At 43.4% G+C, this 26,438-nt stretch carries 11 protein-coding genes, 2 pseudogenes and 1 CRISPR repeat array; of the genes and pseudogenes, 6 read left to right on the forward strand and 7 right to left on the reverse strand.

Annotated features, from left to right (window positions below):
- The first annotated feature begins 97 nt into the window (after nt 1-97).
- Nucleotides 98-8,663: direct repeats of the CRISPR family, unit length 37 nt; unit sequence GTCGGAAAAACCATAAAACCCTATCAGGGATTGAAAC.
- A 129-nt stretch (nt 8,664-8,792) separates the two neighbouring features.
- Nucleotides 8,793-9,993, forward strand: a pseudogene (locus QUA36_RS09590) (ISAs1 family transposase).
- A 178-nt stretch (nt 9,994-10,171) separates the two neighbouring features.
- Here QUA36_RS09590 and QUA36_RS09595 read toward each other — a convergent pair.
- The 6 genes and pseudogenes from QUA36_RS09595 to QUA36_RS09620 all read right to left on the reverse strand — a co-directional run bounded on the left by QUA36_RS09595 (nt 10,172) and on the right by QUA36_RS09620 (nt 20,376).
- Nucleotides 10,172-10,876: a dynamin family protein gene (locus QUA36_RS09595; RefSeq protein ID WP_333457058.1), complete on the reverse strand. Its 705-nt coding sequence runs from the start codon at nt 10,874-10,876 to the stop codon at nt 10,172-10,174.
- Nucleotides 10,877-11,064: 188 nt separating this feature from the next.
- A pseudogene (locus QUA36_RS09600) lies at nt 11,065-12,091 on the reverse strand (IS701 family transposase).
- Between the two features lie 78 nt (nt 12,092-12,169).
- Complete coding sequence (locus QUA36_RS09605) at nt 12,170-12,382, reverse strand: hypothetical protein (RefSeq protein ID WP_333457060.1); 213 nt, start codon at nt 12,380-12,382, stop codon at nt 12,170-12,172.
- Nucleotides 12,376-16,332: a CHAT domain-containing protein gene (locus tag QUA36_RS09610; protein ID WP_333457062.1), complete on the reverse strand. Its 3,957-nt coding sequence runs from the start codon at nt 16,330-16,332 to the stop codon at nt 12,376-12,378. The genes QUA36_RS09605 and QUA36_RS09610 overlap by 7 nt, the downstream gene beginning before the upstream one ends.
- 840 nt (nt 16,333-17,172) lie before the next feature.
- Complete coding sequence (locus QUA36_RS09615; RefSeq protein WP_333457064.1) at nt 17,173-18,927, reverse strand: DUF3352 domain-containing protein; 1,755 nt, start codon at nt 18,925-18,927, stop codon at nt 17,173-17,175.
- 357 nt (nt 18,928-19,284) lie between these two features.
- Nucleotides 19,285-20,376 (reverse strand): hypothetical protein, encoded by a 1,092-nt coding sequence (locus QUA36_RS09620; RefSeq protein WP_333162607.1) that lies wholly within the window; start codon nt 20,374-20,376, stop codon nt 19,285-19,287.
- A gap of 339 nt (nt 20,377-20,715) precedes the next feature.
- Between QUA36_RS09620 and QUA36_RS09625 the strand changes: the two genes are divergently transcribed.
- The 4 genes from QUA36_RS09625 (at nt 20,716) to QUA36_RS09640 (ending at nt 25,668) form a co-directional block, all read left to right on the forward strand.
- Complete coding sequence (locus tag QUA36_RS09625; protein ID WP_333457065.1) at nt 20,716-21,900, forward strand: transposase; 1,185 nt, start codon at nt 20,716-20,718, stop codon at nt 21,898-21,900.
- Nucleotides 21,901-22,025: 125 nt separating this feature from the next.
- Nucleotides 22,026-23,264: an LL-diaminopimelate aminotransferase gene (locus tag QUA36_RS09630; protein ID WP_333457067.1), complete on the forward strand. Its 1,239-nt coding sequence runs from the start codon at nt 22,026-22,028 to the stop codon at nt 23,262-23,264.
- 246 nt (nt 23,265-23,510) lie between these two features.
- Nucleotides 23,511-24,671, forward strand: a complete 1,161-nt coding sequence (locus QUA36_RS09635) for an AAA family ATPase (RefSeq protein ID WP_333457069.1) — start codon at nt 23,511-23,513, stop codon at nt 24,669-24,671.
- Complete coding sequence (locus QUA36_RS09640) at nt 24,661-25,668, forward strand: hypothetical protein (RefSeq protein WP_333457070.1); 1,008 nt, start codon at nt 24,661-24,663, stop codon at nt 25,666-25,668. The genes QUA36_RS09635 and QUA36_RS09640 overlap by 11 nt, the downstream gene beginning before the upstream one ends.
- Before the next feature lie 31 nt (nt 25,669-25,699).
- Here the strand turns inward: QUA36_RS09640 and QUA36_RS09645 are convergent, their stop codons facing one another.
- Nucleotides 25,700-25,942, reverse strand: coding sequence for a helix-turn-helix domain-containing protein (locus QUA36_RS09645; RefSeq protein ID WP_190745066.1), 243 nt, complete (start codon nt 25,940-25,942; stop codon nt 25,700-25,702).
- A gap of 215 nt (nt 25,943-26,157) precedes the next feature.
- Here QUA36_RS09645 and QUA36_RS09650 point away from each other — a divergent pair, with 215 nt between their 5' ends.
- Nucleotides 26,158-26,421, forward strand: coding sequence for a hypothetical protein (locus QUA36_RS09650; protein ID WP_172186722.1), 264 nt, complete (start codon nt 26,158-26,160; stop codon nt 26,419-26,421).
- The last annotated feature ends 17 nt before the right edge of the window (nt 26,422-26,438 follow it).

A 26,438-nucleotide genomic window follows, 5' to 3' on the forward strand; every position in this document is an offset into this window, starting at 1 on the left:
GGCATAGAGTTGAATTCCTTGACGGGGTAGATTCATATATCTCTTTTTTTGTCAACTTCTAATACTGTACCGACGCTCTAGTACCAACAATCTTCCCGTCGGAAAAACCATAAAACCCTATCAGGGATTGAAACATTTAATACCCTCCCCAGCCCTGACGAATCATTCCCGGTCGGAAAAACCATAAAACCCTATCAGGGATTGAAACGGGAAGCAATTGCCTGATTTCAGATATATCTATCCGGTCGGAAAAACCATAAAACCCTATCAGGGATTGAAACTTTTCCAGCCAGTTTTGATTCCCTTCTTCCGTTGGTCGGAAAAACCATAAAACCCTATCAGGGATTGAAACGGTTGGTTCGGTGTACCTTTGTGTTGTACTTTCAACGGTCGGAAAAACCATAAAACCCTATCAGGGATTGAAACTCGCAAAACCGGAGAACAGCTTGAAGACTACTTGTCGGAAAAACCATAAAACCCTATCAGGGATTGAAACCTCTTAGTTTTGAGGAGGTAGTAATTTTGGGCAAGGGTCGGAAAAACCATAAAACCCTATCAGGGATTGAAACAAATTCAAGAATCCTTTTCAAGTGCCAAGCAGGGAAGTCGGAAAAACCCTAAAACCCTATCAGGGATTGAAACTTAGCTCTAGGTTTGTACACAATTCGCCCCTCAAGTCGGAAAAACCATAAAACCCTATCAGGGATTGAAACAATGAAACTATTAGCCTCAGTCATGTGATTAAATGAAGTCGGAAAAACCATAAAACCCTATCAGGGATTGAAACACATCCCGCGACTCCGAAGGCACAATCCTCAAAATTCGGGTCGGAAAAACCATAAAACCCTATCAGGGATTGAAACCCATACTTTGATTTTGGGCAGGCCAGTCAATTTGGTCGGAAAAACCATAAAACCCTATCAGGGATTGAAACCGCATCGGCGGTAAAACCTACCAACTACTGCAACGTCGGAAAAACCATAAAACCCTATCAGGGATTGAAACTGAAACAAAAGCAATAGCCCCTGCTGCCGAAACAGGTCGGAAAAACCATAAAACCCTATCAGGGATTGAAACATGATTTACTTATCTCCAGCGGACAGGAGATTAGTGTCGGAAAAACCATAAAACCCTATCAGGGATTGAAACCGATTTTCGGTAATGACGAGTAGAGGCTACCACCTATAGTCGGAAAAACCATAAAACCCTATCAGGGATTGAAACGCAATCTATTTGTATTAGTAGAATTGTCCGATATGGTCGGAAAAACCATAAAACCCTATCAGGGATTGAAACAAGGGGCATGGACTCGGACAACTTTACGACTTGAGTCGGAAAAACCATAAAACCCTATCAGGGATTGAAACAACCGGGAACCCGCGCCTTGCACATCTACTAAAGTCGGAAAAACCATAAAACCCTATCAGGGATTGAAACCCGATCTCAAAAAGGTGCTATCCCGTGGGACTTGCGTCGGAAAAACCATAAAACCCTATCAGGGATTGAAACTGGATAACAGCCCTCGCACATCCTCTGTCAACTTTTTGTGTCGGAAAAACCATAAAACCCTATCAGGGATTGAAACTTTGTATTTAAGTGGTAGCTGCGGAAGTTGAGAAATGTCGGAAAAACCATAAAACCCTATCAGGGATTGAAACTTCATAATGCGAAAGGGGTAATCACCAAAGAGACACCAGGGTCGGAAAAACCATAAAACCCTATCAGGGATTGAAACGAAATCAAATAAGCAAGTGGCGACAAAAATGACAGTCGGAAAAACCATAAAACCCTATCAGGGATTGAAACTACTACTATCGATATGCCGACAATCGCCGCTGGAGCTGTCGGAGTCGGAAAAACCATAAAACCCTATCAGGGATTGAAACAAAAGCTGCATGGTACAAAAAGTAATGCAAAGAGCGTCGGAAAAACCATAAAACCCTATCAGGGATTGAAACTGATAAAAGCTTTCTAGATCACTATAATAACGAAAGTCGGAAAAACCATAAAACCCTATCAGGGATTGAAACACAGTCCAACAGGCTGCTACGTTGTTTCAGCTTCGTGTCGGAAAAACCATAAAACCCTATCAGGGATTGAAACCCCTTTTCCGGCTGGGCATACCACAACAGTAGCCGGTCGGAAAAACCATAAAACCCTATCAGGGATTGAAACTGATTATAGTTACATAGAAAACGGCGAACCGTACATCGAGTCGGAAAAACCATAAAACCCTATCAGGGATTGAAACTTGTATAGCGCCGCCATCTATTCCCTTTATAAATTCCTGAGTCGGAAAAACCATAAAACCCTATCAGGGATTGAAACACTACATAATGAGTGACCTAACCGTGGGTGATGCAGTCGGAAAAACCATAAAACCCTATCAGGGATTGAAACTTTGGCTTGATTTCTGATTTGCTGTTGTTGCTGCGGTCGGAAAAACCATAAAACCCTATCAGGGATTGAAACTATCTTGGTGATTATAATTATAGCAATTATTACAAGTCGGAAAAACCATAAAACCCTATCAGGGATTGAAACTTAAGGGATTATTCGGTAAAAAACCCACCTAAAAACTGTCGGAAAAACCATAAAACCCTATCAGGGATTGAAACGACAGTGTTGATAATAGGTCTGGCAACAGGAATTAAATCAGTCGGAAAAACCATAAAACCCTATCAGGGATTGAAACGGTAAACAATTGCCTGATTTTAGATATATCTATCCGTCGGAAAAACCATAAAACCCTATCAGGGATTGAAACATGACTCACCATTCAGATGGGCTTTCCTACTACAAGTCGGAAAAACCATAAAACCCTATCAGGGATTGAAACATTTGCGTAGGCAGAGGACACCTGAATGTCGCCCAGTCGGAAAAACCATAAAACCCTATCAGGGATTGAAACAATTCAATGAGCGATTTATTTCACGATGAAATCGTCGGAAAAACCATAAAACCCTATCAGGGATTGAAACGATCGAATTGGAGGACGGCAAGGTATTCGAGTTAGGTCGGAAAAACCATAAAACCCTATCAGGGATTGAAACTTTGTACGTTATAGGTTCGGCAACCGGTCTTTTTGGGTCGGAAAAACCATAAAACCCTATCAGGGATTGAAACCAAGCTGACCAGGGGAACCAACCAGAGGGCAACAGCGTCGGAAAAACCATAAAACCCTATCAGGGATTGAAACTTAGAGATAGCCAACAGCGCTTCGAGCATCTCAGGTCGGAAAAACCATAAAACCCTATCAGGGATTGAAACACTATGTGGAGCGCTGCTTTTCTTTCGATTGTCGGAAAAACCATAAAACCCTATCAGGGATTGAAACTGGTCGCCGCGTTGAGGCTCTTCTATTGTCGCAAATGTCGGAAAAACCATAAAACCCTATCAGGGATTGAAACTGAATCATCTGAAAAACACACCAAGTGTACGTAGGTCGGAAAAACCATAAAACCCTATCAGGGATTGAAACCGTGATACTAACATTCTTGCTTTAAATAAAGTTTGGTCGGAAAAACCATAAAACCCTATCAGGGATTGAAACTTTTTCCGGTGCAATATTTGCAGCGGCAAACCTAGTCGGAAAAACCATAAAACCCTATCAGGGATTGAAACCCCCAATTTCTCCCCCCACTTCGTATCGATACAACGTCGGAAAAACCATAAAACCCTATCAGGGATTGAAACTTACTGGAAGTTTAGGAATTGCAATTTGATATGCGTAAGTCGGAAAAACCATAAAACCCTATCAGGGATTGAAACCATTGATGAAGGTTTTGCCTGATGCGGTTTTGCGGTCGGAAAAACCATAAAACCCTATCAGGGATTGAAACCCGTGATTCTTCTCCCAGCGGCTGCTTTAACTCTGGTCGGAAAAACCATAAAACCCTATCAGGGATTGAAACGGTTTAGTTCCGATGAGCGCTCGAACTTCCGCGTCGGAAAAACCATAAAACCCTATCAGGGATTGAAACTTTGTAATCTTCTTCAAACAGTTCGCGGGATTCATAATCGTCTGGTCGGAAAAACCATAAAACCCTATCAGGGATTGAAACAACAAATTAGCTATCAAGGATTATAACACAATGATGTCGGAAAAACCATAAAACCCTATCAGGGATTGAAACAAGAAACTTTCAACTTACTTATAGCATTTATAGCGTCGGAAAAACCATAAAACCCTATCAGGGATTGAAACGTAGCTCCATCTACTGGGGCAACCATTCTGCAAGTCGGAAAAACCATAAAACCCTATCAGGGATTGAAACGTGATGGAATGTTTGACCTTGATTTAGCCATATTTGTCGGAAAAACCATAAAACCCTATCAGGGATTGAAACTTAGAAATGGAGCCTGGCTACTTTGAAAATAAGTCGGAAAAACCATAAAACCCTATCAGGGATTGAAACCAAAAAAATCGTACCAAATTGGATGGAAAGATTTAGTCGGAAAAACCATAAAACCCTATCAGGGATTGAAACTTGAATATGGTGCTTAGCCGCGTCTAGAATTCTGTCGGAAAAACCATAAAACCCTATCAGGGATTGAAACAGACCAAGCACTCGCGATCGAGACTCTGGCGACAAAGTCGGAAAAACCATAAAACCCTATCAGGGATTGAAACCTGCCTTCAGTTTGATCGAAGCTGTCAACAATTCAGGTCGGAAAAACCATAAAACCCTATCAGGGATTGAAACCCGGATCTGTAACTCTAACCATCACGTCTGCAGCAAAGTCGGAAAAACCATAAAACCCTATCAGGGATTGAAACCCTGGTTGCTGCTGTTTGTAACGTTGCCACATTGTCGTCGGAAAAACCATAAAACCCTATCAGGGATTGAAACTTCTATAATATGCCCACTGTTAATGCTGAATTTTAGTCGGAAAAACCATAAAACCCTATCAGGGATTGAAACAGAGCTAAATATTTTGCTTAGCTTCTTAATTGCGTCGGAAAAACCATAAAACCCTATCAGGGATTGAAACAACAAATTAGTTAGCAATGAAATCGAAATACTCACAAGTCGGAAAAACCATAAAACCCTATCAGGGATTGAAACGTTCAAGCAGTGATTGATAACTTGCTGTTTTTCGGTCGGAAAAACCATAAAACCCTATCAGGGATTGAAACCGAGATGAGGTTGCAGATGAGATTTTTTCATCTAGTCGGAAAAACCATAAAACCCTATCAGGGATTGAAACCAAGTCCAGGAGCCGATCGCACCAGCGCTCAAAACGTCGGAAAAACCATAAAACCCTATCAGGGATTGAAACCTCATCATTCGGCTGCCTCCCGCAAGGGGGTTAAGTCGGAAAAACAATAAAACCCTATCAGGGATTGAAACCTAGACAAAAAAATAGATACCAAAAAAGCGCCTCCCGTCGGAAAAACCATAAAACCCTATCAGGGATTGAAACCTCAAACTCAAACCAACAACAGCAGCGCTAATGGTCGGAAAAACCATAAAACCCTATCAGGGATTGAAACGTAAATGTAATCTTCAGAGAGAATCATGATATTGTCGGAAAAACCATAAAACCCTATCAGGGATTGAAACCAAATAGATAATGAGGTAATTTGGGAGACTGAAGAAAAGTCGGAAAAACCATAAAACCCTATCAGGGATTGAAACATTGCAAGAGTTAACTCCTGCTTCTTTTGGTTCAGGTCGGAAAAACCATAAAACCCTATCAGGGATTGAAACAGAAAAATGCCAAGCAAGAACAAAATGAGCACAGTCGGAAAAACCATAAAACCCTATCAGGGATTGAAACAAATTGCAAAATAAAGGCAAATAGTATGGTAGAGTCGGAAAAACCATAAAACCCTATCAGGGATTGAAACTCGGGCTGGTAATCAAACTCACCAACTAATTTGGTCGGAAAAACCATAAAACCCTATCAGGGATTGAAACTACTTTTGTATGCAGCAGTTTAAGCAATTCTGTGTCGGAAAAACCATAAAACCCTATCAGGGATTGAAACAATACTATCAAACACGGATTCCCGATACCACTGAAGTCGGAAAAACCATAAAACCCTATCAGGGATTGAAACACCGCCTGACGATGGCCGCACGGAATCAGTGGCCGGGTCGGAAAAACCATAAAACCCTATCAGGGATTGAAACCTATTAATGTGTTTAATGCACCGGGTGCACCGCCAACCAAGTCGGAAAAACCATAAAACCCTATCAGGGATTGAAACATAATACAAAATAGATATAGAATAAGCACAACATGTCGGAAAAACCATAAAACCCTATCAGGGATTGAAACCCTTTTCTAGGTTTGCTCGCGCCGTTCTCTCTTTTGTCGGAAAAACCATAAAACCCTATCAGGGATTGAAACCCACTGCTTCCGGTTGCACTTCCACCGAGGTAGGTCGGAAAAACCATAAAACCCTATCAGGGATTGAAACGAAGAAATAATAGCTGCTGTAGACACTTTTGTAAAGTCGGAAAAACCATAAAACCCTATCAGGGATTGAAACGAATAAATTCATTAGCTGTGCCGATTAGGTCACGCGTCGGAAAAACCATAAAACCCTATCAGGGATTGAAACATGATGTGTCTTACAGCTTAGGAACTTTGCTTGAGGTCGGAAAAACCATAAAACCCTATCAGGGATTGAAACCCCCATGTAATTACCAATTGGCGGCTTGCTTTAAAGTCGGAAAAACCATAAAACCCTATCAGGGATTGAAACAAAGTGAGCGGCCACACTGTTTGTCTGCGCTTTGTCGGAAAAACCATAAAACCCTATCAGGGATTGAAACCGAGAAAATATCGTGCTAGCAATCCAGAAAAAGGTCGGAAAAACCATAAAACCCTATCAGGGATTGAAACTTGCTGCTTAGGAATTATCAGATTTATCGGTTTGGGTCGGAAAAACCATAAAACCCTATCAGGGATTGAAACAGCAACATAAGGCAGCAACAAAAGAGCTTTTTGGGTCGGAAAAACCATAAAACCCTATCAGGGATTGAAACAAAATACGGATCAAAATAGCCAGGTATCTCAACAGTCGGAAAAACCATAAAACCCTATCAGGGATTGAAACACTGCGGCAAAATCCGGTCGGCTATAGGTAACTTGAGTCGGAAAAACCATAAAACCCTATCAGGGATTGAAACCAAACTCTTTGCGCTCGATGCCACAGATGAGCTGGGTCGGAAAAACCATAAAACCCTATCAGGGATTGAAACCAATCCACCGGAAATGCTGGTCTACAATTTATAATGTCGGAAAAACCATAAAACCCTATCAGGGATTGAAACTTGGACGATCATCTGGATCTGACAATGGACGCTTGCGGCGCGCGCGTCGGAAAAACCATAAAACCCTATCAGGGATTGAAACTTGGACGATCTATGTGAAATAGATGACTCCGAAACGTCGGAAAAACCATAAAACCCTATCAGGGATTGAAACCTCAATCGCCTGACGCAAGAATCATCTGGTATCGTCGGAAAAACCATAAAACCCTATCAGGGATTGAAACTTCACTTGTACTAGCATCATTCTTGGTGGGTATCGTCGGAAAAACCATAAAACCCTATCAGGGATTGAAACACGCCAACCGCATCTAATGGAACAAAATCACCAGTCGGAAAAACCATAAAACCCTATCAGGGATTGAAACAGAGACTACGGAAACAATAGAAGATTCTGGCGGGAACACGAAGTCGGAAAAACCATAAAACCCTATCAGGGATTGAAACAAATCCTGTGGGTTTAGATACGACCTTAAACGAGTGTCGGAAAAACCATAAAACCCTATCAGGGATTGAAACTCTTCTTTCCCAGTTTCTCGCCAAAACCCAACAAGTCGGAAAAACCATAAAACCCTATCAGGGATTGAAACTTCTATGGATTGGGCTATGAAAGCAGCGCTTGGTCGGAAAAACCATAAAACCCTATCAGGGATTGAAACCAAGTGCGATCGCAAACGATTGTCGAAATTCGCCGTCGGAAAAACCATAAAACTTTATCAGGGATTGAAACGGGAACTTTGCTTGAGTCTACCTACAGAAAATTAGTCGGAAAAACCATAAAACCCTATCAGGGATTGAAACGGGTCACTCAACACCATATCTAGCGTTCTTAAGAAGTCGGAAAAACCATAAAACCCTATCAGGGATTGAAACCCCAAAAATACAAGGATGCTGAGGTTGAATATCACCGGTCGGAAAAACCATAAAACCCTATCAGGGATTGAAACTTCAATAACTGCGAAGTCGGGCTGGAGCTCTCGGAGTCGGAAAAACCATAAAACCCTATCAGGGATTGAAACTCAGCCGACGGTTGTTGCAAATTTGCATTCTGTGGTCGGAAAAACCATAAAACCCTATCAGGGATTGAAACTGATTGGTGTTTACCTTCAGGAGTTTAAGAAAAGTCGGAAAAACCATAAAACCCTATCAGGGATTGAAACTTCTTTCTATTTTCATCGTGTTCTTGAGCGTAAGTAAGTCGGAAAAACCATAAAACCCTATCAGGGATTGAAACTTTCAGAGGGATTGAGCAAGGAAAGCGGATCATTTAGCGTCGGAAAAACCATAAAACCCTATCAGGGATTGAAACTGATAAAATGGTGTAAAGGCAATAATCTTTGTGTCGGAAAAACCATAAAACCCTATCAGGGATTGAAACAAAGGATGAACTATTCCACCGGGGTAGTATCGCAGCAGGGTAAACGCATCTTAACTGGAACCCCGAATATGCTACAGTTAAATCTGACTAAATTTCAATGTAGTTTGTTGTAGTTTATGGGTTCTACCAATGGCAAGAGGTTTTAGTAAAGCTGTAACTTCCCAACAAAAAGAAACAGATTCATTGCCTTCAATGAATATTTTAAATGCCAGTTTTTTAGAGCATTTTGCCAATTTGAAAGACCCCAGAATAGAAAGAAGTAAAGAACACTTACTCAAAGATATTATAGCGATTGCGATTCTAGCTATCATTAGCGGTGCCGACGGATGGGTGGCAATAGAAGCCTATGGTAATGCCAAATATGAATGGTTAAAAAGCTTTCTAGAATTACCGAATGGCATACCATCTCATGACACATTTAGTCGGGTATTTGCCCGAATTGAACCACAACAGTTTCAAGAATGCTTTTTGAGTTGGGTAAATGCCATAGTCGGGGAATTAGAACTAAACGTGATTGCCATTGATGGCAAAACAATGAAACAATCTTATGACCGAAATGACCAGCAAAAAGCGCTACATATAGTTACAGCCTGGTCTTCATCTCATCAATTGGTTTTAGGACAAAAAAAAGTCGATAAAAAATCAAATGAACTGACAGCAATTCCGCAATTAATAGAAATGTTAGAAATTGCCGGAAGTGTAATAACCATAGATGCTATGGGCTGTCAAAAAGACATAACATCTCTGATTATCAAGAAAAAAGGAGATTATGTTTTAGCTTTAAAAGGGAATCAAAAACTCCTATATCAAGCTGTGAAAGAGTGGTTTGAAGTAGCTAAAAAATCCGATTATTTAGGCAGAGACTACAGTCCGGCATGAGCAAGTAGAAGCTGGACATCATCGAGTGGAAAAAAGACAAGTGTGGACTGTTGATGTATCCGAGTTACCACCTCTGCACAATCAAGAATTATGGACGGGATTAAAAACAGTTGTCATGATAGTTAGTGAACGAAGGCTGTGGAATAAAACCACGACTGAAGCTCGTTTTTATTTGAGTAGTTTAAGCAGTAATGCTGAGATAATTGCTGGGGCTATTCGCAGTCATTGGGGCATTGAAAATAGCTTACATTGGACGCTGGATGTGACATTTTGTGAAGATGAAAGCCGGATTAGGAAACAGAACTCTCCCGAAAATTTTGCACTTCTACGTCGCTTGGCTATAAATTTACTAAAACAAGAAAAAACTTCCAAACAAAGTCTAAAAATGAAACGGTATCGAGCGGCAATGGACAATAATTATTTAGTGAAAATTTTAAACTCTGCCAGTTAATGCTCGAAATCTAACACCTATCTAAGAAGGAAAATTATCCGGCTTTAAGAAGTTTAGAAAATCTTAAGGTTCTGATTTAATTTGCTTAAATGTGGTTAAAGTTAATGATTTTTAAAAGTTTTTTTAGTTATTTAGTAATGCACAAATTTAGGTGTTTGTCAAATTAATTTAGATGCGTTTACCCTGCAACTTCTTGCAGTAAGCTTTTTACTTTATGTGCATCGGTTTCTGCACTATTGTATGTGACTATGCACAATGCCTCTCGGCACTGTTTAATAACATCTGCGTTACCTCGATCGCCCACATAGGCTAAACCAGGTAAATCAATAATTTTTACCCTTGTTCCTTGGGGTAGTTCCAGTTGAGACTCTTTCACAAGCCGGAAAGGGTAAAAAATTGTAGATTGTGGACAAGCTAAATTCGGTTGTTTGTCTCTGTTTTCGATATAACTTATCATTGCTTCATATAAGCGCTGATAAATTTTTTCCTCTCTAATACCTCTCCATTCTCCACATTCCCACAATGCTCCTGGTGTTTCATGGATTATGAGAGACTTTTCCTTGCTATATTCGATAGTGACTGCCCCTGCGCTCATTTCACTTACGGCTACAGGAACAATTTCGGCTCCACACAACAAATTTACCAAAGTGCTTTTCCCGCTACTGGTGGTTCCTGTAGTCGCAAGAGTCAGAGTCGGATTACGAAATTGATCAACCAGATTGCTTAAAGCCTCGTCTAACTTTATAGACAGTTCTTGCATTTCAGGCTGATATGTATCTGGTAAATGGTCTGAAATTTCTGTATAAAAATTATTCCAGTATTTAGTAAGCAGTTGAGCTTTGAATTCTACTTCGTCAAAAACTTTGTATAATTGTTTACTCATGTGTTCAATACCGGTGTTTATAGTGAATATGTATTCTAGGTAACATATTTGAGTCGCCACTCATAGAGGGCTGACAGCAGCACTGTTTAATTATGACTCTAGGTATAATACTATAACCTGTCAAGAGACGATCGCACTTTCTTTATTTATAGGACTTACGCATTGACAAAAAACATTCTCTATGCGTTCTAGATCGTGGCATTACTATTAAGGTTAGCAAAAATATGCTCACGTACAACTAAAGTAAAGAGATTCCGTTGTACTTCATACCAATTGCTAATTATTTTTTCAACGCGCATAAACTCCAGCCTAACAAAAGCTTGAAGTGAACAAAAGATGTGAGTCTTGATTGCATGAGTATCTCTAACCATGAACCGACAAATTCCACAGACTTGTTTTATGGCTCGATGAAAGGTTTCAATTCCCCAATGGGTATCATGAATTGTCATAAATTCATTTCTAGTTATATCCTTAATTTTTTCCTCATCTGGAAGATACAAGATATAATGTCTAGAGTCTTCTTTTTTAAAGTCTTTCCTAAACAGCTTCACAAATCCAAATTCTTTCAGATGAGTTCTCAATCCTGACTCTGGAATTACCAGATTCCTTACTTGGCAATAGTTATGTGGCTCGTTTGAGACAGTTCTGTTTTTTTCAATTCCGAATAGAAAACCCAATTTCTGGTTTTTTAGAAATTTTAAGTTTTCTACTCCTGAATACCAACTGTCTCCTGTCACTATTCTTGGCTTGACTCCCCAGCTTATTATTTCACTTACCATCTCTCTAAAATAATCGTTTTTTGTTTTTCCCTCCTTCTTGTCATATATTCTGTAATTTATTGGCACTGAATTACCATTAATATCGCTGTAATATAGAGTGATTAAATTTAAGCCAATAATTGTTTTATGGGCTTTTCCTGACCAAAAATAACTGATTAACTCGGCATTTTTTGGGTCGCTGTAAATCTTTTCTATAACAGTATCGTCTACACTTAGTATTCCTCCTACCAAGTTAATAATTTTCTCTATGATATTGAATAAATCTTTCGGTTCATATCGCTCTCTCAATAAAAAGCGATTCACACCCTGAATGTGAAACGTCTCCCAATATTTCTGATAACCTGCTACAACCTCCAAACTTTGGCTCTGACAGTAAAAATAAGGTGTATAGGTCTAGATTGCATTGCGCGGTGGATGGTTTAGTGATTTCTCTGATTGTCCGATACCTAGAAAGTAGACGACCTATATATATCAATGCACTATTTCGTTATTCTGTCAATGCGTAACTCCTAATTTAAATAAAGTTACAAACAGGCTCTTCAGATTTTTGCAGGTCTTCAATTAGATTATCAGCGGGCGTTGCTGAATCCAGGTCTGAAACGATCGCAAAAACGCCGAAGGAGCGCTCTAAATTGCGATCGATTATACCCATATTCCCCAAACCCGCTGATCGAAATCTCGCACAATTAGCCAACAATCGATCGACTAAAACAAACCCTATTACCAAGGATTGCCAATCATTCTAAAAGCAGACCAATAATAAGGATGAGAGAAATTCTGAGTCGTCGTGTTTGCCAATTCCGGGGGTAAGGGCAGATTGCCAACAGAAGTGTGCAGCATCCCCCCTTCAATTCGCACTTCTCCCCGCAACATCGCTAATTGCGCTTGCCGCAGTGCTTCTGCTTTAATCGGAGCAGTTTTTAACTGCCCGTAAAACTCCGTCATCAATCCCAAACTGCCCTCGTCGCTGACATACCAGAGAGTCGCCATCGCCGATTTAACCCCGGCTTGCACGGCTAACCCGCCAAACCCCAACTCGGCCTCTCGATCGCCCACAGCAGTCCTGCAAGCACTCAAAACTAACATTTCAACTTGCGGGCTGTGCCAATTCATTTGCCGCAACTGATCCAAACGCAATTTAGTATCCCACAACTGAATAAAGGATTGGCTGGGATCTCCCGCTCGAAATTCGGCGTGAGTAGCCAAGTGAATCATCCCAAAAGGCTGCTGCTGGCGCTGCGATTTCAAATTAGCCAGGGTGAAAGCTTCATTCAAGAAAGACTTACCCGGCCACTGCTGCGGCGTGATTGTCGATACTTCTATTTCCACCGCAGGTAAAGGACTCATATCTGGAAATTGCGACGCCCCCATTGCCAGAACTTGGGTATTTTTAAAATTGGCGAGGCTGGTATCTGTCAAACTCAGACTCGGCATCGAGCCAACACTGTAACGCTCTACCAGAAAGCCTTTGCCGTCGTACAGGGCACCCATCGGTATCGATCGCAACCCCATATCTGAGATAAAAGATAAATTCTCAATGCCTTTGGCTTGCAGTTCTGCTTCGAGCGGCGCTACCATCCACTGGTAGAGCTGCTGAGCCAAGGGCAAATAACTTTTAGTATTGCGCTTTACCGGATTAGTCAGTTCATCGCGAAATTTCCCAACAGCTTCCATTACCTGGGCGCGAGAGGTTCCAGGAATGCGCTGGCGAACGGGCACACCTTCCGGGGTGATCACCATCATTTCCAGTTCGTCAGAGGCTTGAATTTGCTGTTCTACGCGCAAGATGGACGAACTGCTGTAAGGCCGATCGACTGTAGAACCCCTGGGTACAAAGCTGATATAAATGAGAGCTGGTTTGATGCCTGTGGCTTGTTGGACACTGCGAAGGGTATTTTGGGCATCTTCTAGGGTGGCGATCGCAGTTGTGGATGGCAAACTTAAGTAATCGGCAAACTCCCTGGTAAATCTCTCCTCCACGGGAAAAATAACGGCATCGACGTTAGTTGGCAAATTGGAAGCGTCAAGATTCCCAGACGCGGGAGGTGAAATGCGCTGTTGCAAGGAATTAGATATCTGGTTTTGCTCTTGCAAGCTGGGCGAAAATAAAGGATTTGTGCTGGGTGGCTGGTTGGCTGCGAGTTCCGGTGTCGGCGCGAGATTTATCGGCGCAGCAGCAGGCGCAACCACTGGATTTTGAGTAACAGTTGGTGCTGGTGGCACATTTGAGACTGGTGCTGGGTTTTGAGTAATTGTCGGTGCTGGTGGCACATTTGAGACTGGTGCTGGCGTCGGCGTTAATGTTTGTGCTGGTGCGGGTGCGGGTGCAGGAGTTGGCGCTGGTGCGGGTGCGGGTGCAGGAGTTGGCGCTGGTGCGGGTGCGGGTGCGGGTGCAGGAGTTGGCGCTGGTGCGGGTGCGGGTGCTGGCGCTGGCGCGGGTGCGGGTGCGGGTGCTGGCGCTGGCGCGGGTGCGGGTGCGGGTGCAGGAGTTGGCGCTGGTGCGGGCGCGGGTGCGGGCGCTGGTTCCGGCGTTAGTGTTTGTAAAGGTGCGGGTGCGGGTGCTGGTGTTGGCGCGGGTGCGGGTGCGGGTGCTGGTGTTGGCGCTGGTGCGGGTGCGGGTGCTGGTGTTGGTGCTGGTGTTGGTGCGGGAGTTGGTGCTGGTGTTGGTGCTGGAGTTGGTGCTGGTGCGGGTGCTGGAGTTGGTGCGGGTGCGGGTGCGGGTGTTGGTGCGGGTGCGGGTGCGGGTGCGGGTGCGGGTGTTGGTGCGGGTGCGGGTGCGGGTGTTGGCGCTGGAGTTGGCGCTGGAGTTGGCGCTGGTGTTGGTTCGGGTGTTGGCGCTGGTGTTGGTTCGGGTGTTGGCGCTGGTGTTGGCGCAGGAGTTGGCGCAGGAGTTGGTGCGGGTGTTGGCGCTGGTGTTGGCGCAGGAGTTGGTGCGGGTGTTGGTGCAGGAGTTGGTGCGGGTGTTGGTGCAGGAGTTGGTGCGGGTGTTGGTGCTGGCGAGACAGAAGAAGCCGTAATGTTAATTTGGGTCGGCTGTACTATCTGAGGATCGGGGCTGAAATAACTTCCCTGTGTAATAACATTTTCCTTCTTTGGACCCCCAGTGGCAATGCTGCCAGCAGTACCGTTGAGTTTGTTATAGTCGGCCCCGACGCTGAAAGGAGTGTTCGAGGCTTCGCCATTGTGGCGAATGGTGATATCTCCACCATTGGCGCTACCAGTAGTGGATGCGGAAATGCTGCAAGCTTGCGACAAGCAATTGTTATCGTTTGTGAAAGTGCCTGTAGCTCGGAAATTACCGCCGGCTGTAATGTCAATCTCTCCTCCGCCTGTTCGACCTTCGGTGTTGATATGGGTTACTTCGATGTCGTTGCGGGCGTTGAGGGTGACTGCGCCGCCTTGTTTTTCTTCGGAGTTGGCGTCTATGAACCCTGTTTGAATGCTGCTTGAGGGTGCTGCAATACTAACGTTTCCGGCGTTGCTGGTTTTGTCGATCGACCCTGCGTTGATATTACCTGTTTCTACTTTTCCTGTACGACTGGTGACGGTGATGTTGCCGCCTGCAGTGGTTTCGGAGTGGGAGTCGAGATCCGCAGTGCTAATGTCGCCACTAGCTTCTAGGGCGATGGGGCCGCCTTGGGAACTTGTCAGGTTTCCGCTGACTGCAATGGTGTTGGCTGCTTGAATGTCGATCGCCCCAGCATTTGCATCTTTTACTGCAACGTCCCCCGCAGCTACTGCTCGGTTAGACGCCGTGAGTACCACTTCACCGTTGGCATTGACGCTGAGGCCTGTAGCGTTTGTTTCACCAATGCCTGTGAGCAGTTCGGGCAAAGATGCGATCGAGAATGTCGAAGCTGTGCTGGATGTTTCAGTGCTGCTAGTCGCTGAGGGCGCCTCGATTTCCAAACTCAGCAAATTGCCTCGTTGGCTGACGCGCACTAAATTTGTCCCGGATACTGATGCTACGGTAAGTTGACCGCCTGGGGCCGAAACGCTGCCGGTGCTGACAACGGTGCCGCCGAGCAAGGTTAAGTTCTGCCCTGACTTGACTGCTAAGTCTGCCGTGCTGATAATTGCTCCTGCTTGATCGGCTCCAAAACTAAAGGAATTGGGCGCGCCTGTCAGAGATGTGTAAGTGCTACTACCGTTGGCGTTAAACGAGTTTGAACCAAATCCAATCGCGGTGGCGGTGGTTGCTGTGAAAGAAGCCGGCACGTTTAAGCTGGCACTGTTGCCAAATATGATGCCGGAGGGATTCATCAGAAACAAGTTAGAATTGCCGCCGGTTACTTGAATTAAGCCGTTAATAATCGAGGGATTGCCGCCGCCTATGCCCGCTAAAATGTTGCGAATGTTGGGGTTTGATATAAAGTTGGCAATCTGATTTTCCGACAAGCCGAATTCTGTAAAGCTGTGGAAAAGATTTGCTTTATCGCTCGATAATTGTCCGCCTTCAATATCGAAGCGAGTTGGCTGCCCAGGAGTTCCGTTTTGGGCTGCGGGAGTGACGGTAGTACCCGTTGCGTCCGCCGCTGGAACAATTGTTTGACCTTCGGCTTTTGCTTGCAAAAAGTAAAGATTTATTAAGATAATTGGCAGATAAACTGCCAGTTTGCTTATTCTCTTTTTGGACAGCAATTTAGCCTTTATTTGAATATTCTTGGCAGTTTCCATAGGTTTTTAATGGGGAAAATATAGACAGAAAAATTAGGTAAATAAACCTAGTTTCTCTGAAAATTTGGGGTTAAAGACTGTATATTTATGAAGCTACCGGGTCTCGGACTGCAAGTGCGTTCCAGACTCACTTTCCCGACTCACTGAGGAAAATTTCCCTGTAAAATTTGCCTCTGCATTTGCAATTCCCCGAGCGTATCTTCTCCAGAATTTAAATATAACTCACAATGCCTAGAATCTGTATCTTCCCGATGACATATAAAAAAAACTGGCTTTCCTAGACGCAATCCGACCCCTAGAAACCGTTTTTTTTACATTAGTGAGAGTTTGAAGGAAGTATGGCTGTTTAAAAAATCGGCTTCTGCAGCCAGAACTGACGGGGGAAAATCCACGTAAAAAATCTTTCTTTTCCTTTTATAAACCACAAAAAAAGCCGGCTCTACAATTGCCGACCCTTAAAATTCTGACAAAAATAAGAAGTCCTGGACGCAACGGTTACACAAAGTGTAGGGTGCGTCAGAAACGGTCAATTGCTTCTTCATTCCTGGACGCAGAAACCCAGTTTTTTTACGAAAATACTTAGTTGCAGTCCAAGGCTTAAAAAACTCGGTTTCTTTGGTAGTCCTGGACGCAAGGCTGCATAGAAAGCGGTTTTGTTAACGAAAATAATTCGTTGCAGCCTGCAGAAACGATCAAAAAACCCGCTTTCTTTAGTCTGTATGCGTAAGTCCTGTCTTTGCTTCTTGCTTGTTCCTTCTGGCGCCTGTGTTTCGGTTTTAATCTGTCGCCCTGTGGGTGTTTAAGGGGATGTGCAGGCGGATTTGTGGAAGGATTTAAGAGTTAGTTTGGTGAAGTTTGGATAGTGGGCGAGGGACTGGGTGAAGCAGGGCGCGGTGAAGCAGGACGCGGGGAAGGATTTGCAGAAGGAGTGGATTGAGTGGATTTTTTGAGACCGACAAAAACGTCATAACGGGTGGTACGATCGCCAATGACGGCCGCTGTAACGCCGATCGACCGCGTGGCATCAATCCACATTTTTTGGCTGGGAGGAAACTCCGGCAAAGCTAGGTTTTTCGGGTTAAACGCACTCTCGGTGTCGATGAAGAAATTGCCGTTGTGGGGTTTAAGTTCCGATCGTACTGTTTTCTGGAACAGTTCGCTGCTTAAAAGCGGACTTTTCGGTGCCGGAACGATTGTATCAACCACTGGAGCTCCTACTGTCATAAACGCTACATCGTTCATCCAACCGCGAGTTACCGTAATCCCTCCAAATGGCGATGTCCATTTTGTCGCAGGTTTGCCGCCGACTTGAATTTCCTCAACTCTAAACCCTTTCATTCTCATCGTTTCATCAAGCTGTTTCAGGGATTTGTTGGCTGCGCCCCGGTTGTTTGTTTCCACCATAAATACAAACCCGGCAGCAAATTTGTCTCTGGGATTCTGGGCGGGCGCTGGTATTAATGATAGAGAAAATTCTCCCGCCATCCAGTTCATCAAGTCTTTATCTAAATCCAGGCCAGTAGTGGATTTTAAACCTGTGCGTAAAACTTGGGGATTAATCGGGGAAATCGGGTTCGCATCGGCTCCTAATACGTAGTCTTGCCACAAACGCTGCAAGTTGCCGCCGGATACCATCATTATTGTATTGCTTGGCAGGCGGTTAGCCATTTTTAGAGCATTGTTTTCTACTGCTATCCTTCTGGTAGAATCTGGTTTCAGCCAAGAGACTGATTTGAATTCAATTCCTTCTGCATCCAGCGTTGCTGTGGTGGCAAATCCTTGATTTTGTTGCAATTTTTCGAGGCTTTCTGGCGAAATTTCGCGGGCTGAGTTGGCGGCAGCATAGGCGGCGGCAACGGGCATATTGACGTAGATTTGACCGAAGGCGCCTGGACTTTTTATTTTGTCTATGGCGTCTGCATAGCCAGGGGTTTTGGCGAGGGAAGGTTCGCCTTTGTAGGTGTCGATTATTCTGTCTGTAGCGCTAGAATCTGTGGTGACTGCTAGATAGCTTGTACCGAGTACCGCGACTGAGAAATTGCGATCGGGTACGCCTTGAGTTTCTGTGACTTGGACGCCTTTATAATTACGCTCAACTATTTTTCCTTGGCTGAGAGGCCTGGGTTTTGTTAATAATTCTTTGGCTTTGATCGGGTTGGCAATTGGCAGGATAATTGCCACTGACTGTTGAATTGGCGGAGATGGGGGCGCGTTGGGTGCCGGCGAGGGGGCTGGTATAGCTATTTTGTTGCGGAGAAAGGCTACCATTGCTGTGTTACCAACCCAGGGTTGAATGTCTTGCTGGTAGGCGTAGCCGTTGCTTGTGAGGAGGCGATCGCGCATTTCCGTTAAAAACCTCTCAAACGAAGCTTTTGACTCCGGCGTGCCAAATTCTCGCAGTCTATTCCACTGGGATTCATCGGTGGTGATGGATAGGGCCATCATCGTATCTTGCGGGACAACCGTTGCCCCCGCCGGCAAATCTTTGGCGGGCCCACGGGAGATGACGAGGTAGTAGGTGACAAAGCCTAAACCGATCAGAAGTGTGGCGGCTCCGATCGTAAACAACAGGGAAGATTTATCTTTCTTAAACATTATTCGTAAGGTTCTGGTGCTCGCAACATCATAAATTATATTGGGGAAGGGGCATGGGGGATGGGGCATGGGGCATGGGGCATTGGTAATTTGTTGTTTTTTATTTGTTATTAGAAAAACTACTAACCAGTAACCACTAACCACTATAGTCCTAGACGCAGAAACCCTTTCTTTTACTAAATACTGGATTTGAGCGTTGAATCCTGGTAAAAAACCTGGTTTCTTTGGTATTTACGCATAAGTCCTACACTAACTACTCCCGATGCCCAATTCCCAATTCCCAATTCCCGATGCCCAATTCCCGATGCCCAATTCCCAATTCCCGATGCCCGATGCCCAATTCCCAATTCCCTGATGTTAGTTTCTAGCCTTAAAGTCTTTAAAGATAGTTTGAAACGAGTACATTAGCCTGTGGACATCGTTTGTCGATCGGGGAAAGATGTTGTGTTCCCATTTTTTGCGAGCGGTAGTTAGCAGTTTTGCTACGGGTTGCGAGTAACTGTTAGAAATGAAATAGCTGCCGCCTTCATAGCGAATGTCTGAGGCTAAGCCGATAAAAGCACCAGCGCTTTCTAGTTTAAGTTCTGAGGTGCTGTGTTCCGATTTTACTGCTAAAATTACCTGCGAGTGCCGGGGTTCGCGGTTGAGCAAGCGGCAGATATTCGCTTCTTTTTGGTACAAAATTAAAACGTTACAGTTGTGCAGAACTCCGGCTCTACCTTGGACTTTTACTCCTAGGTGAACTTCCAGGGCTGGTTTGTCGGGAAATTCCACAACAGCATGAGTGTATGGATGTGCAGTTCCGTGGATTTTTCCCGCTGTTTTTCTAAATGTTAAATATTTCGGTGTTTCGTCGTCTAAAACATTGTTGTAATAAATAGTACCGCCTTCATTAGCAACTGCTTTTAGCAGAATGGTGAATAGGTAAGCGTCAAAAATTCTGGCTTGTTCTGCCACTTCGTTGAAATCAGGATCGATCGAGCTTTTTAATTTGCTTTTTATTTCGGAATTGATGGCGTAGTTGCTGGGCCCAGAGGGCAGTTTTTCCAGTAAGTGCTTGAGGGCGATCGCCTGTTTGTGACGGGGGGCTGTGACGCTGGAGGTAAACTCAATTGTTTTGGCAGTTTCGCCACCTGAATTGGCAAAGGTAATTTTTGTGCCGAGGGGAGAAGTTTCTGATTCTACTTTCAAGAAATAAGCAATTTCGTCTTCCATTTCGGAAGTGTTGACCGTCGCTTGTTCTACAGCATTAATTAACAGCAAAAGTTGTTCTTTTGCGGTATAATCTTCTATCTTCAGCAGGGGTGTTTTTCGTTTGAGCGATCGCTCTTCAATTACTTTGCCTATCTCTACAGTATCCGCTACTTGTTGAACTACCCAACCCAAATTAAACTCATCCAGAATTGCCGCCAGTTCTTGATAGAGTTTGGCGTACTCGATCTCGTCCATAATTGTTTCTGCGCTGCACACTATTCTGATTATACAAGATAGTTTGATTTTTTGGTCAATGGCCCGTCAGCAACTGCGAATATTGCCTGTAATGGCGGATTGGCGGAGTTTTTGAGTGTCCGAGTGGGAAAATCTTTGTCTTGGCCCAACATCCATCGGTTACATAGGTTAAATCCCGTACACTGCTGGTTGCCGAACTTGCTGCTGCTTGAGAGAGACAATTGGGAGATGATACTAAACGGCAGTTTCATAAACTTTTCTTGACATTAAAGACATCTTGTCCAAAAAAACACGGTGTTTTTGTCCTTTCGCGGTCTGTGACTGGTAAAATAAGTATTAATGTTGGCACTCCTGACTCGCTCCCTGGCTATGTACGCCCTGAAGCTAGAACTCAAACTCAACAATGCTGAACGTACCCTAATGGCGCGACACGCTGGTTACGCTCGGTTTTGCTACAACTTGGCTTGTACCCTGTACATGGGCGTGATGGACATCAAAGTCAGCCGTACCCGAAAGATTGCCGAAATAAAAAAAACCTTCACCAACTTCATCAAAAAACAACCAGAATATCAATGGACTAATACTTTATCATCCCGCGTTTATCAAAACGCTTTCATTGCCTTCAATAACGGCCTCGAACGCTTTTTCAAAGGGGGGAGCGGGTTTCCTAATTTCAAACGCAAGAAGTCCGGGGACTCCTTTACCGTAGACAGCAGCAATGGGCCAATATTTCAGATGGCTGGCAATCGCATAAAAATTCCCACATTGGGAACGTTTCGTCTGAAAGAAGCTATCGGGTACAACTGTTGTTCTCAAACATTTACCATCAGCCGTACTGCGGATAAATGGTACGTCAGTTTTACCATAAAAGCGGACAAAATCCCCCCTTTATATCACTCCGTATCTGAACCGATAGGCATAGATTTAGGAGTATCCACCTTTGCCACCTTGAGTGACGGTACGGTATACCAACTGCCAGATTCCCTAAAAACAGCGAAAATCAAGCTAGGGAAACTACAGTACCGCCACCGTCACCAGCAATTAGGAAATAGAAAAGTTGGTATCAAAACCTCGAAAAACGCTCGGAAATTTTATCGAAAGCTTGCTAAAAAACACGCCGATATTGCCAATAGACGGCGAGATTTCTTACAGAAAACAACGACAGAAATCAGCCAAAAGTACGCTCACATTTGCATCGAAGATTTAAATATTTTTGGCTTGGCAGCAAATCACAAACTGGCTGCTGCAATTTTACATTCAGGGTTTTATGAATTTCGACGAGAACTCACTTATAAATCTCCCATCTACGGCACTGTTGTCGAAGTGGTAGATAGATGGTATCCTTCATCTAAAACTTGCTCAAAGTGCGGTAACATTCAACCGATGCCACTTTCGGAGCGAGTGTTTGTTTGTGAGGCTTGTGGTAACAGTTGTCATCGAGATTTGAATGCCGCAATTAATTTAGCGTCGGTCTCAAGAGATAGAGTAAGGATGGCTAGTCCTGAATTCACGCCTGTGGAGTAGAAGGAGCCGACTCCCTACGTAGAAGCAGGAAGTAAGTTTTAAGTGTCCGAGATGTTAGTCTTGTCCGCTTTATGTCAATCTTATGTAGCAGTAAGCTATTCTACGACATTTGTAGCGATCGAACTATGGCAACTATCAACGACAACTACCTCAAACTCAAAGCCGGCTACCTGTTTCCCGAAATTGGGCGCAGGGTGAAAGCCTATGCAGAGGCGAATCCCGAAGCGCCCATCATCCGGCTGGGGATTGGCGACGTGACGGAACCGCTACCGGAAGCTTGTCGGGAGGCGATGGTGAAAGCGGTGGAAGACATGGGTTCGCGGGATACGTTTAAAGGATACGGCCCGGAACAAGGTTATGAGTGGCTGCGGGAGAAAATTGCCGAGCACGATTTCAAGTCGCGGGGATGCGATGTTGATGCTTCGGAAATCTTTATTTCTGATGGTTCTAAGTGCGATTGTGGCAATATTCTCGATATCTTTGGCAACAATAACACGATCGCAGTTACCGATCCAGTTTATCCGGTGTATGTAGACACTAACGTGATGGCTGGACACACGGGAGATGCGAACGAAAATGGCGAATACGGCGGCTTAGTTTACCTGCCAATTACAGCGGAAAACAATTTTACTGCGGAAATTCCCACCGACAAAAAAGTCGATTTAATTTACTTGTGTTTCCCGAATAACCCGACGGGGGCAACTGCAACTAAGGAACACTTGCAAGCTTGGGTAAATTATGCTAAAGCTAACGGTTCGATTATTTTCTTCGATGCGGCTTACGAAGCGTATATTACCGATCCGAGTTTACCGCATTCTATCTACGAAATTGAAGGGGCGCGGGATTGTGCGATCGAATTTCGTTCTTTTTCCAAGAATGCTGGTTTTACGGGTACTCGCTGTGCGCTGACAGTTGTACCGAAGACTTTGACTGGAAAAGCAGCAGATGGTTCCGATGTCGAAATTTGGAAGTTGTGGAACCGCCGCCAATCTACTAAGTTTAACGGTGTTTCTTACATCGTGCAGCGCGGTGCTGAGGCGGTTTATTCTGAGGCTGGCAAGGCACAGATTCAGGCTTTAGTCAATTTTTACATGGAAAATGCTGCGATTATTCGCGAGAAATTGACAGCGGCGGGAATCGAGGTTTTTGGTGGCGAAAATGCACCTTATGTGTGGGTGAAAACGCCTCACGGTTTGTCGAGTTGGGATTTCTTTCAGAAGTTGCTGGAAACTTGCAATGTGGTGGGAACTCCGGGTTCTGGTTTTGGTGCGGCGGGTGAAGGTTATTTCCGCATTTCGGCGTTTAATAGTCGGGAGAATGTGGAAGAAGCGATGAGACGGATTGTGGAGAAGTTTAAGGTTTAAAAGGGCGAGAGATAAGTCTTTTTGGGGCGGGCAAGATGCCCACCCCACAAGAAATTGATATGTTGTGGAACAGGCATCTTGCCTGTTCCTTTGGGCGGGCAAGATGCCCACCCCACAAGAAATTGATATGTTGTGGAACAGGCATCTTGCCTGTGCATGAAAATAGTAAAAGATGTGAGTTATAATCTAAAATGATTGTGGCTCAGCCTTTCAATAAAAAATGCAAGCTAACACCAGGAGTTTTTTATGCACTTGCTACGAGTTCAAGTTCCTGATTTTCGCGGTTTAAAGGACATTGACATCACTTTTGAAAAGGATTTTCTTACTAAAATTTTTCCGCTGGGGAGTCAAAATGGCGGCGGTAAAAGTACGCTGTTGCAGTTAATTTTTGTATTGTTACACTGTGCGGTTGATGAGGAGAAAAAACCGTTTCTAGAAAATCTGCTTCAGGGATTTAAAATTTTGGATGAGGAAGAAAAAATTTTAGCAATCATTGACATTTGGGATGGAGAAAACATCGTCAATCTTGAATTTTATTGTAAAAACTTTTCTTTTCTAGAAGGTACAATCGAGGATGATGTAGATATAAGTTCCGAAAATAATATCGAAAATAATATATATATATGTTCTGTTGGAAATTTGATAAAAGAAATATATGACGACCATACAATACTAACAATCCCAGTGTTAAACTGTCGTTTTAACAATCAAAAAAAGGAGGAAGCAAAATTATTCTTAGATAAGGTATCGCGTAAAATATTTCTAGCAGCTCCTTCAACACAGGTCTTTTTATTTCTCCCGCAAAAATCGAGGCAACTATTATTTAAAAAATCCAGTAATGGAGACAATAATTATTATAGTGAACTCGAATCTGCACGATCTGAATTACAAGGCCTGTTTACCTATGACTTCCTTGCTGTAGAGCTACTTATTGAATCTTTTAAAGCTGCTCGCGACCGCGACTTTAGAGAAGCGATTAAAACAGGTAGCTACGGGAACAGCTATCAAACTCTAATTAAGGACTTAAATCTGCTATTGGGAAACAAAAAGATGAATTTAAATGAAGATTTTTCTGGAGTCAACTTTCAATTATATAATAATGGTGAAACTATAGAACTATATCCAGAAGATTTAAGTCACGGCGAACTAAAAAGACTTAGCATTTATATATGGCTCAAGTCCCGGAACATAGAAAATGCTATTGTTTTGATGGATGAAGTTGAAATTGCTTTTCATCCAGATTGGCAATATAAAATTATATCAGACCTCACAAAGTGGGCTCCCAGCAATCAATATATTCTGGCAACTCACTCCTACGCATTGTGTGAAGCTCTAACACCAGCTCATGTTAAAGAAATAGAGCCAAAACTGATCAAACAAGAATCTAATATTACAAATGAGTCTTAATCCAGAACAGCTACAAGAACATTGCGAGATAATTCTTAAGTCTCCCAGAATTAAGAACACAATTGTGGTGCTATGCGAAGGCGCTATTCCCGATATCGAGGGTAGGCGATCGCCTCAAGCTTATAAAAAAATGGAGGAAATGCCGGATGCCAACTTTTATAAGAAGTGCGTTCCGAGATGGTGGACAGAAAAGCTGCCACAATTTTTCAACTGTGGCGATCGCGAAGATGTAATAAACACCTACTTTACTCTTCCAATATTACACGAACAGGAGACACAGGATACGAAGAATTCATATTTAGATCCCGATCGACTTTTTGCAATGATAGATTTGGACTTGCACCTGCTGCAAAAGATTAATTATTACCCTTTTCCCGAAACAGAAGCAATTTTTTGCGATCTTTACAAAAAAAATGATTACCCTTTTCCCGATACAGAAGCAATTTTTTGCGATCTTTACGAAAACTCGGAGGTGCGCTCGCAAAATGCAGCACTACACCGGATATGGATTACAGGTTTGATTCATAAAGAAGCATATTTTATCACACCTGAGCTTCAATCAATATTTGATGATTCTCCTAATTATCCCATGTATCAGGATAATCCTGTTGAACTGAATAGTATTTATATGGATATGGCTGATAAAATTAGTAGCGATCCAGACTTGAAGAATAACCTTAACATACAGAGAGCGCTCGCTCGCATAAATCATTGTTTAAATTGTGCGGACTTAAATGAATTACAAGATTCATGGAAAACTGAGTTTCAAAATACCTCCGATGAAACGTGCAAGCATCAATTAATTATGGCTTTGCTCACAATTAAAAAAGCTAAGGATTATTGGGGAGAAATTAAGCCACCCGTTGACTGGAGCGGTAACGATCGCCAATTTAGAGACCAACTCTCGTTAAAAATTGGGGAATTTTATTCAAAGCAAAGTAGCGATGTTAAGTCTCATATTCCTTTTTTTTTCAAAACATTGTATGAGTTCGTTTAAATAAAACGCCTCAATTATAATATTCCATTTTCTATCCATCAGCATCGCTAGGAAAACCAAATTGGTCTGGTAATTCAGCAGAGGTAATTTGCAGAATCTCTAGCAACTTCTTGTATTGAACAGGCGTTAGCTTCGGTACAGATCGCCCAGCTTCCCAGTTGCTTACCGTCGCTTCCGTAACGCCAAGTGCTTCTGCTAGCTGCTTTTGAGTCATAAACCGCTGAACTCTCAGTCGCATTAGGGGCGATCGATCGGCTCTTTCTGAGGTTTCCATAGGCTATTTGTTAAGTTATATTAAGTTATTTGGGTTTTGCCTAAAATAATTGACATATACCCTAAATTAATTTAGCTTTAACCTAATCTAGATTAGACAGCACCAGCTAAGCCACTTGTGCTGTAGGGGAATTGCTGTCTTTTTTTCAACTTGTTATTGTACGCGGTTTTACCGTTACAAAGCATCAAACCTATCCAAAATTATTGGTCAAAGCTATGTTGCAAGATTCATCATCGAACCAAACATCGCCGAATGTTTTAACCAACCAAACCTTTGAGGGCGATCGCGAAGCAGTCCGTCACGTCATCATCGGTTCGCCGCTGGGGGTACGGCGAACTATCCACCAACTGCACGCATTGCGCTACGAAGAAGCTGTTCGTTGGACTCATCCGATCGCCATTCCCGACAATCGCATCATTATTACACCCGACCAGGGAGAAATCATGAGTCTGTTAGTCAAATTAATCCGGCTGCAATGAAGTCATAAATGTGCGAT

Origin of the sequence: Microcoleus sp. Pol10D4, from assembly GCF_036701555.1 — a bacterium.
In the GTDB taxonomy this organism is placed as follows: Bacteria; Cyanobacteriota; Cyanobacteriia; order Cyanobacteriales; family Microcoleaceae; genus Microcoleus.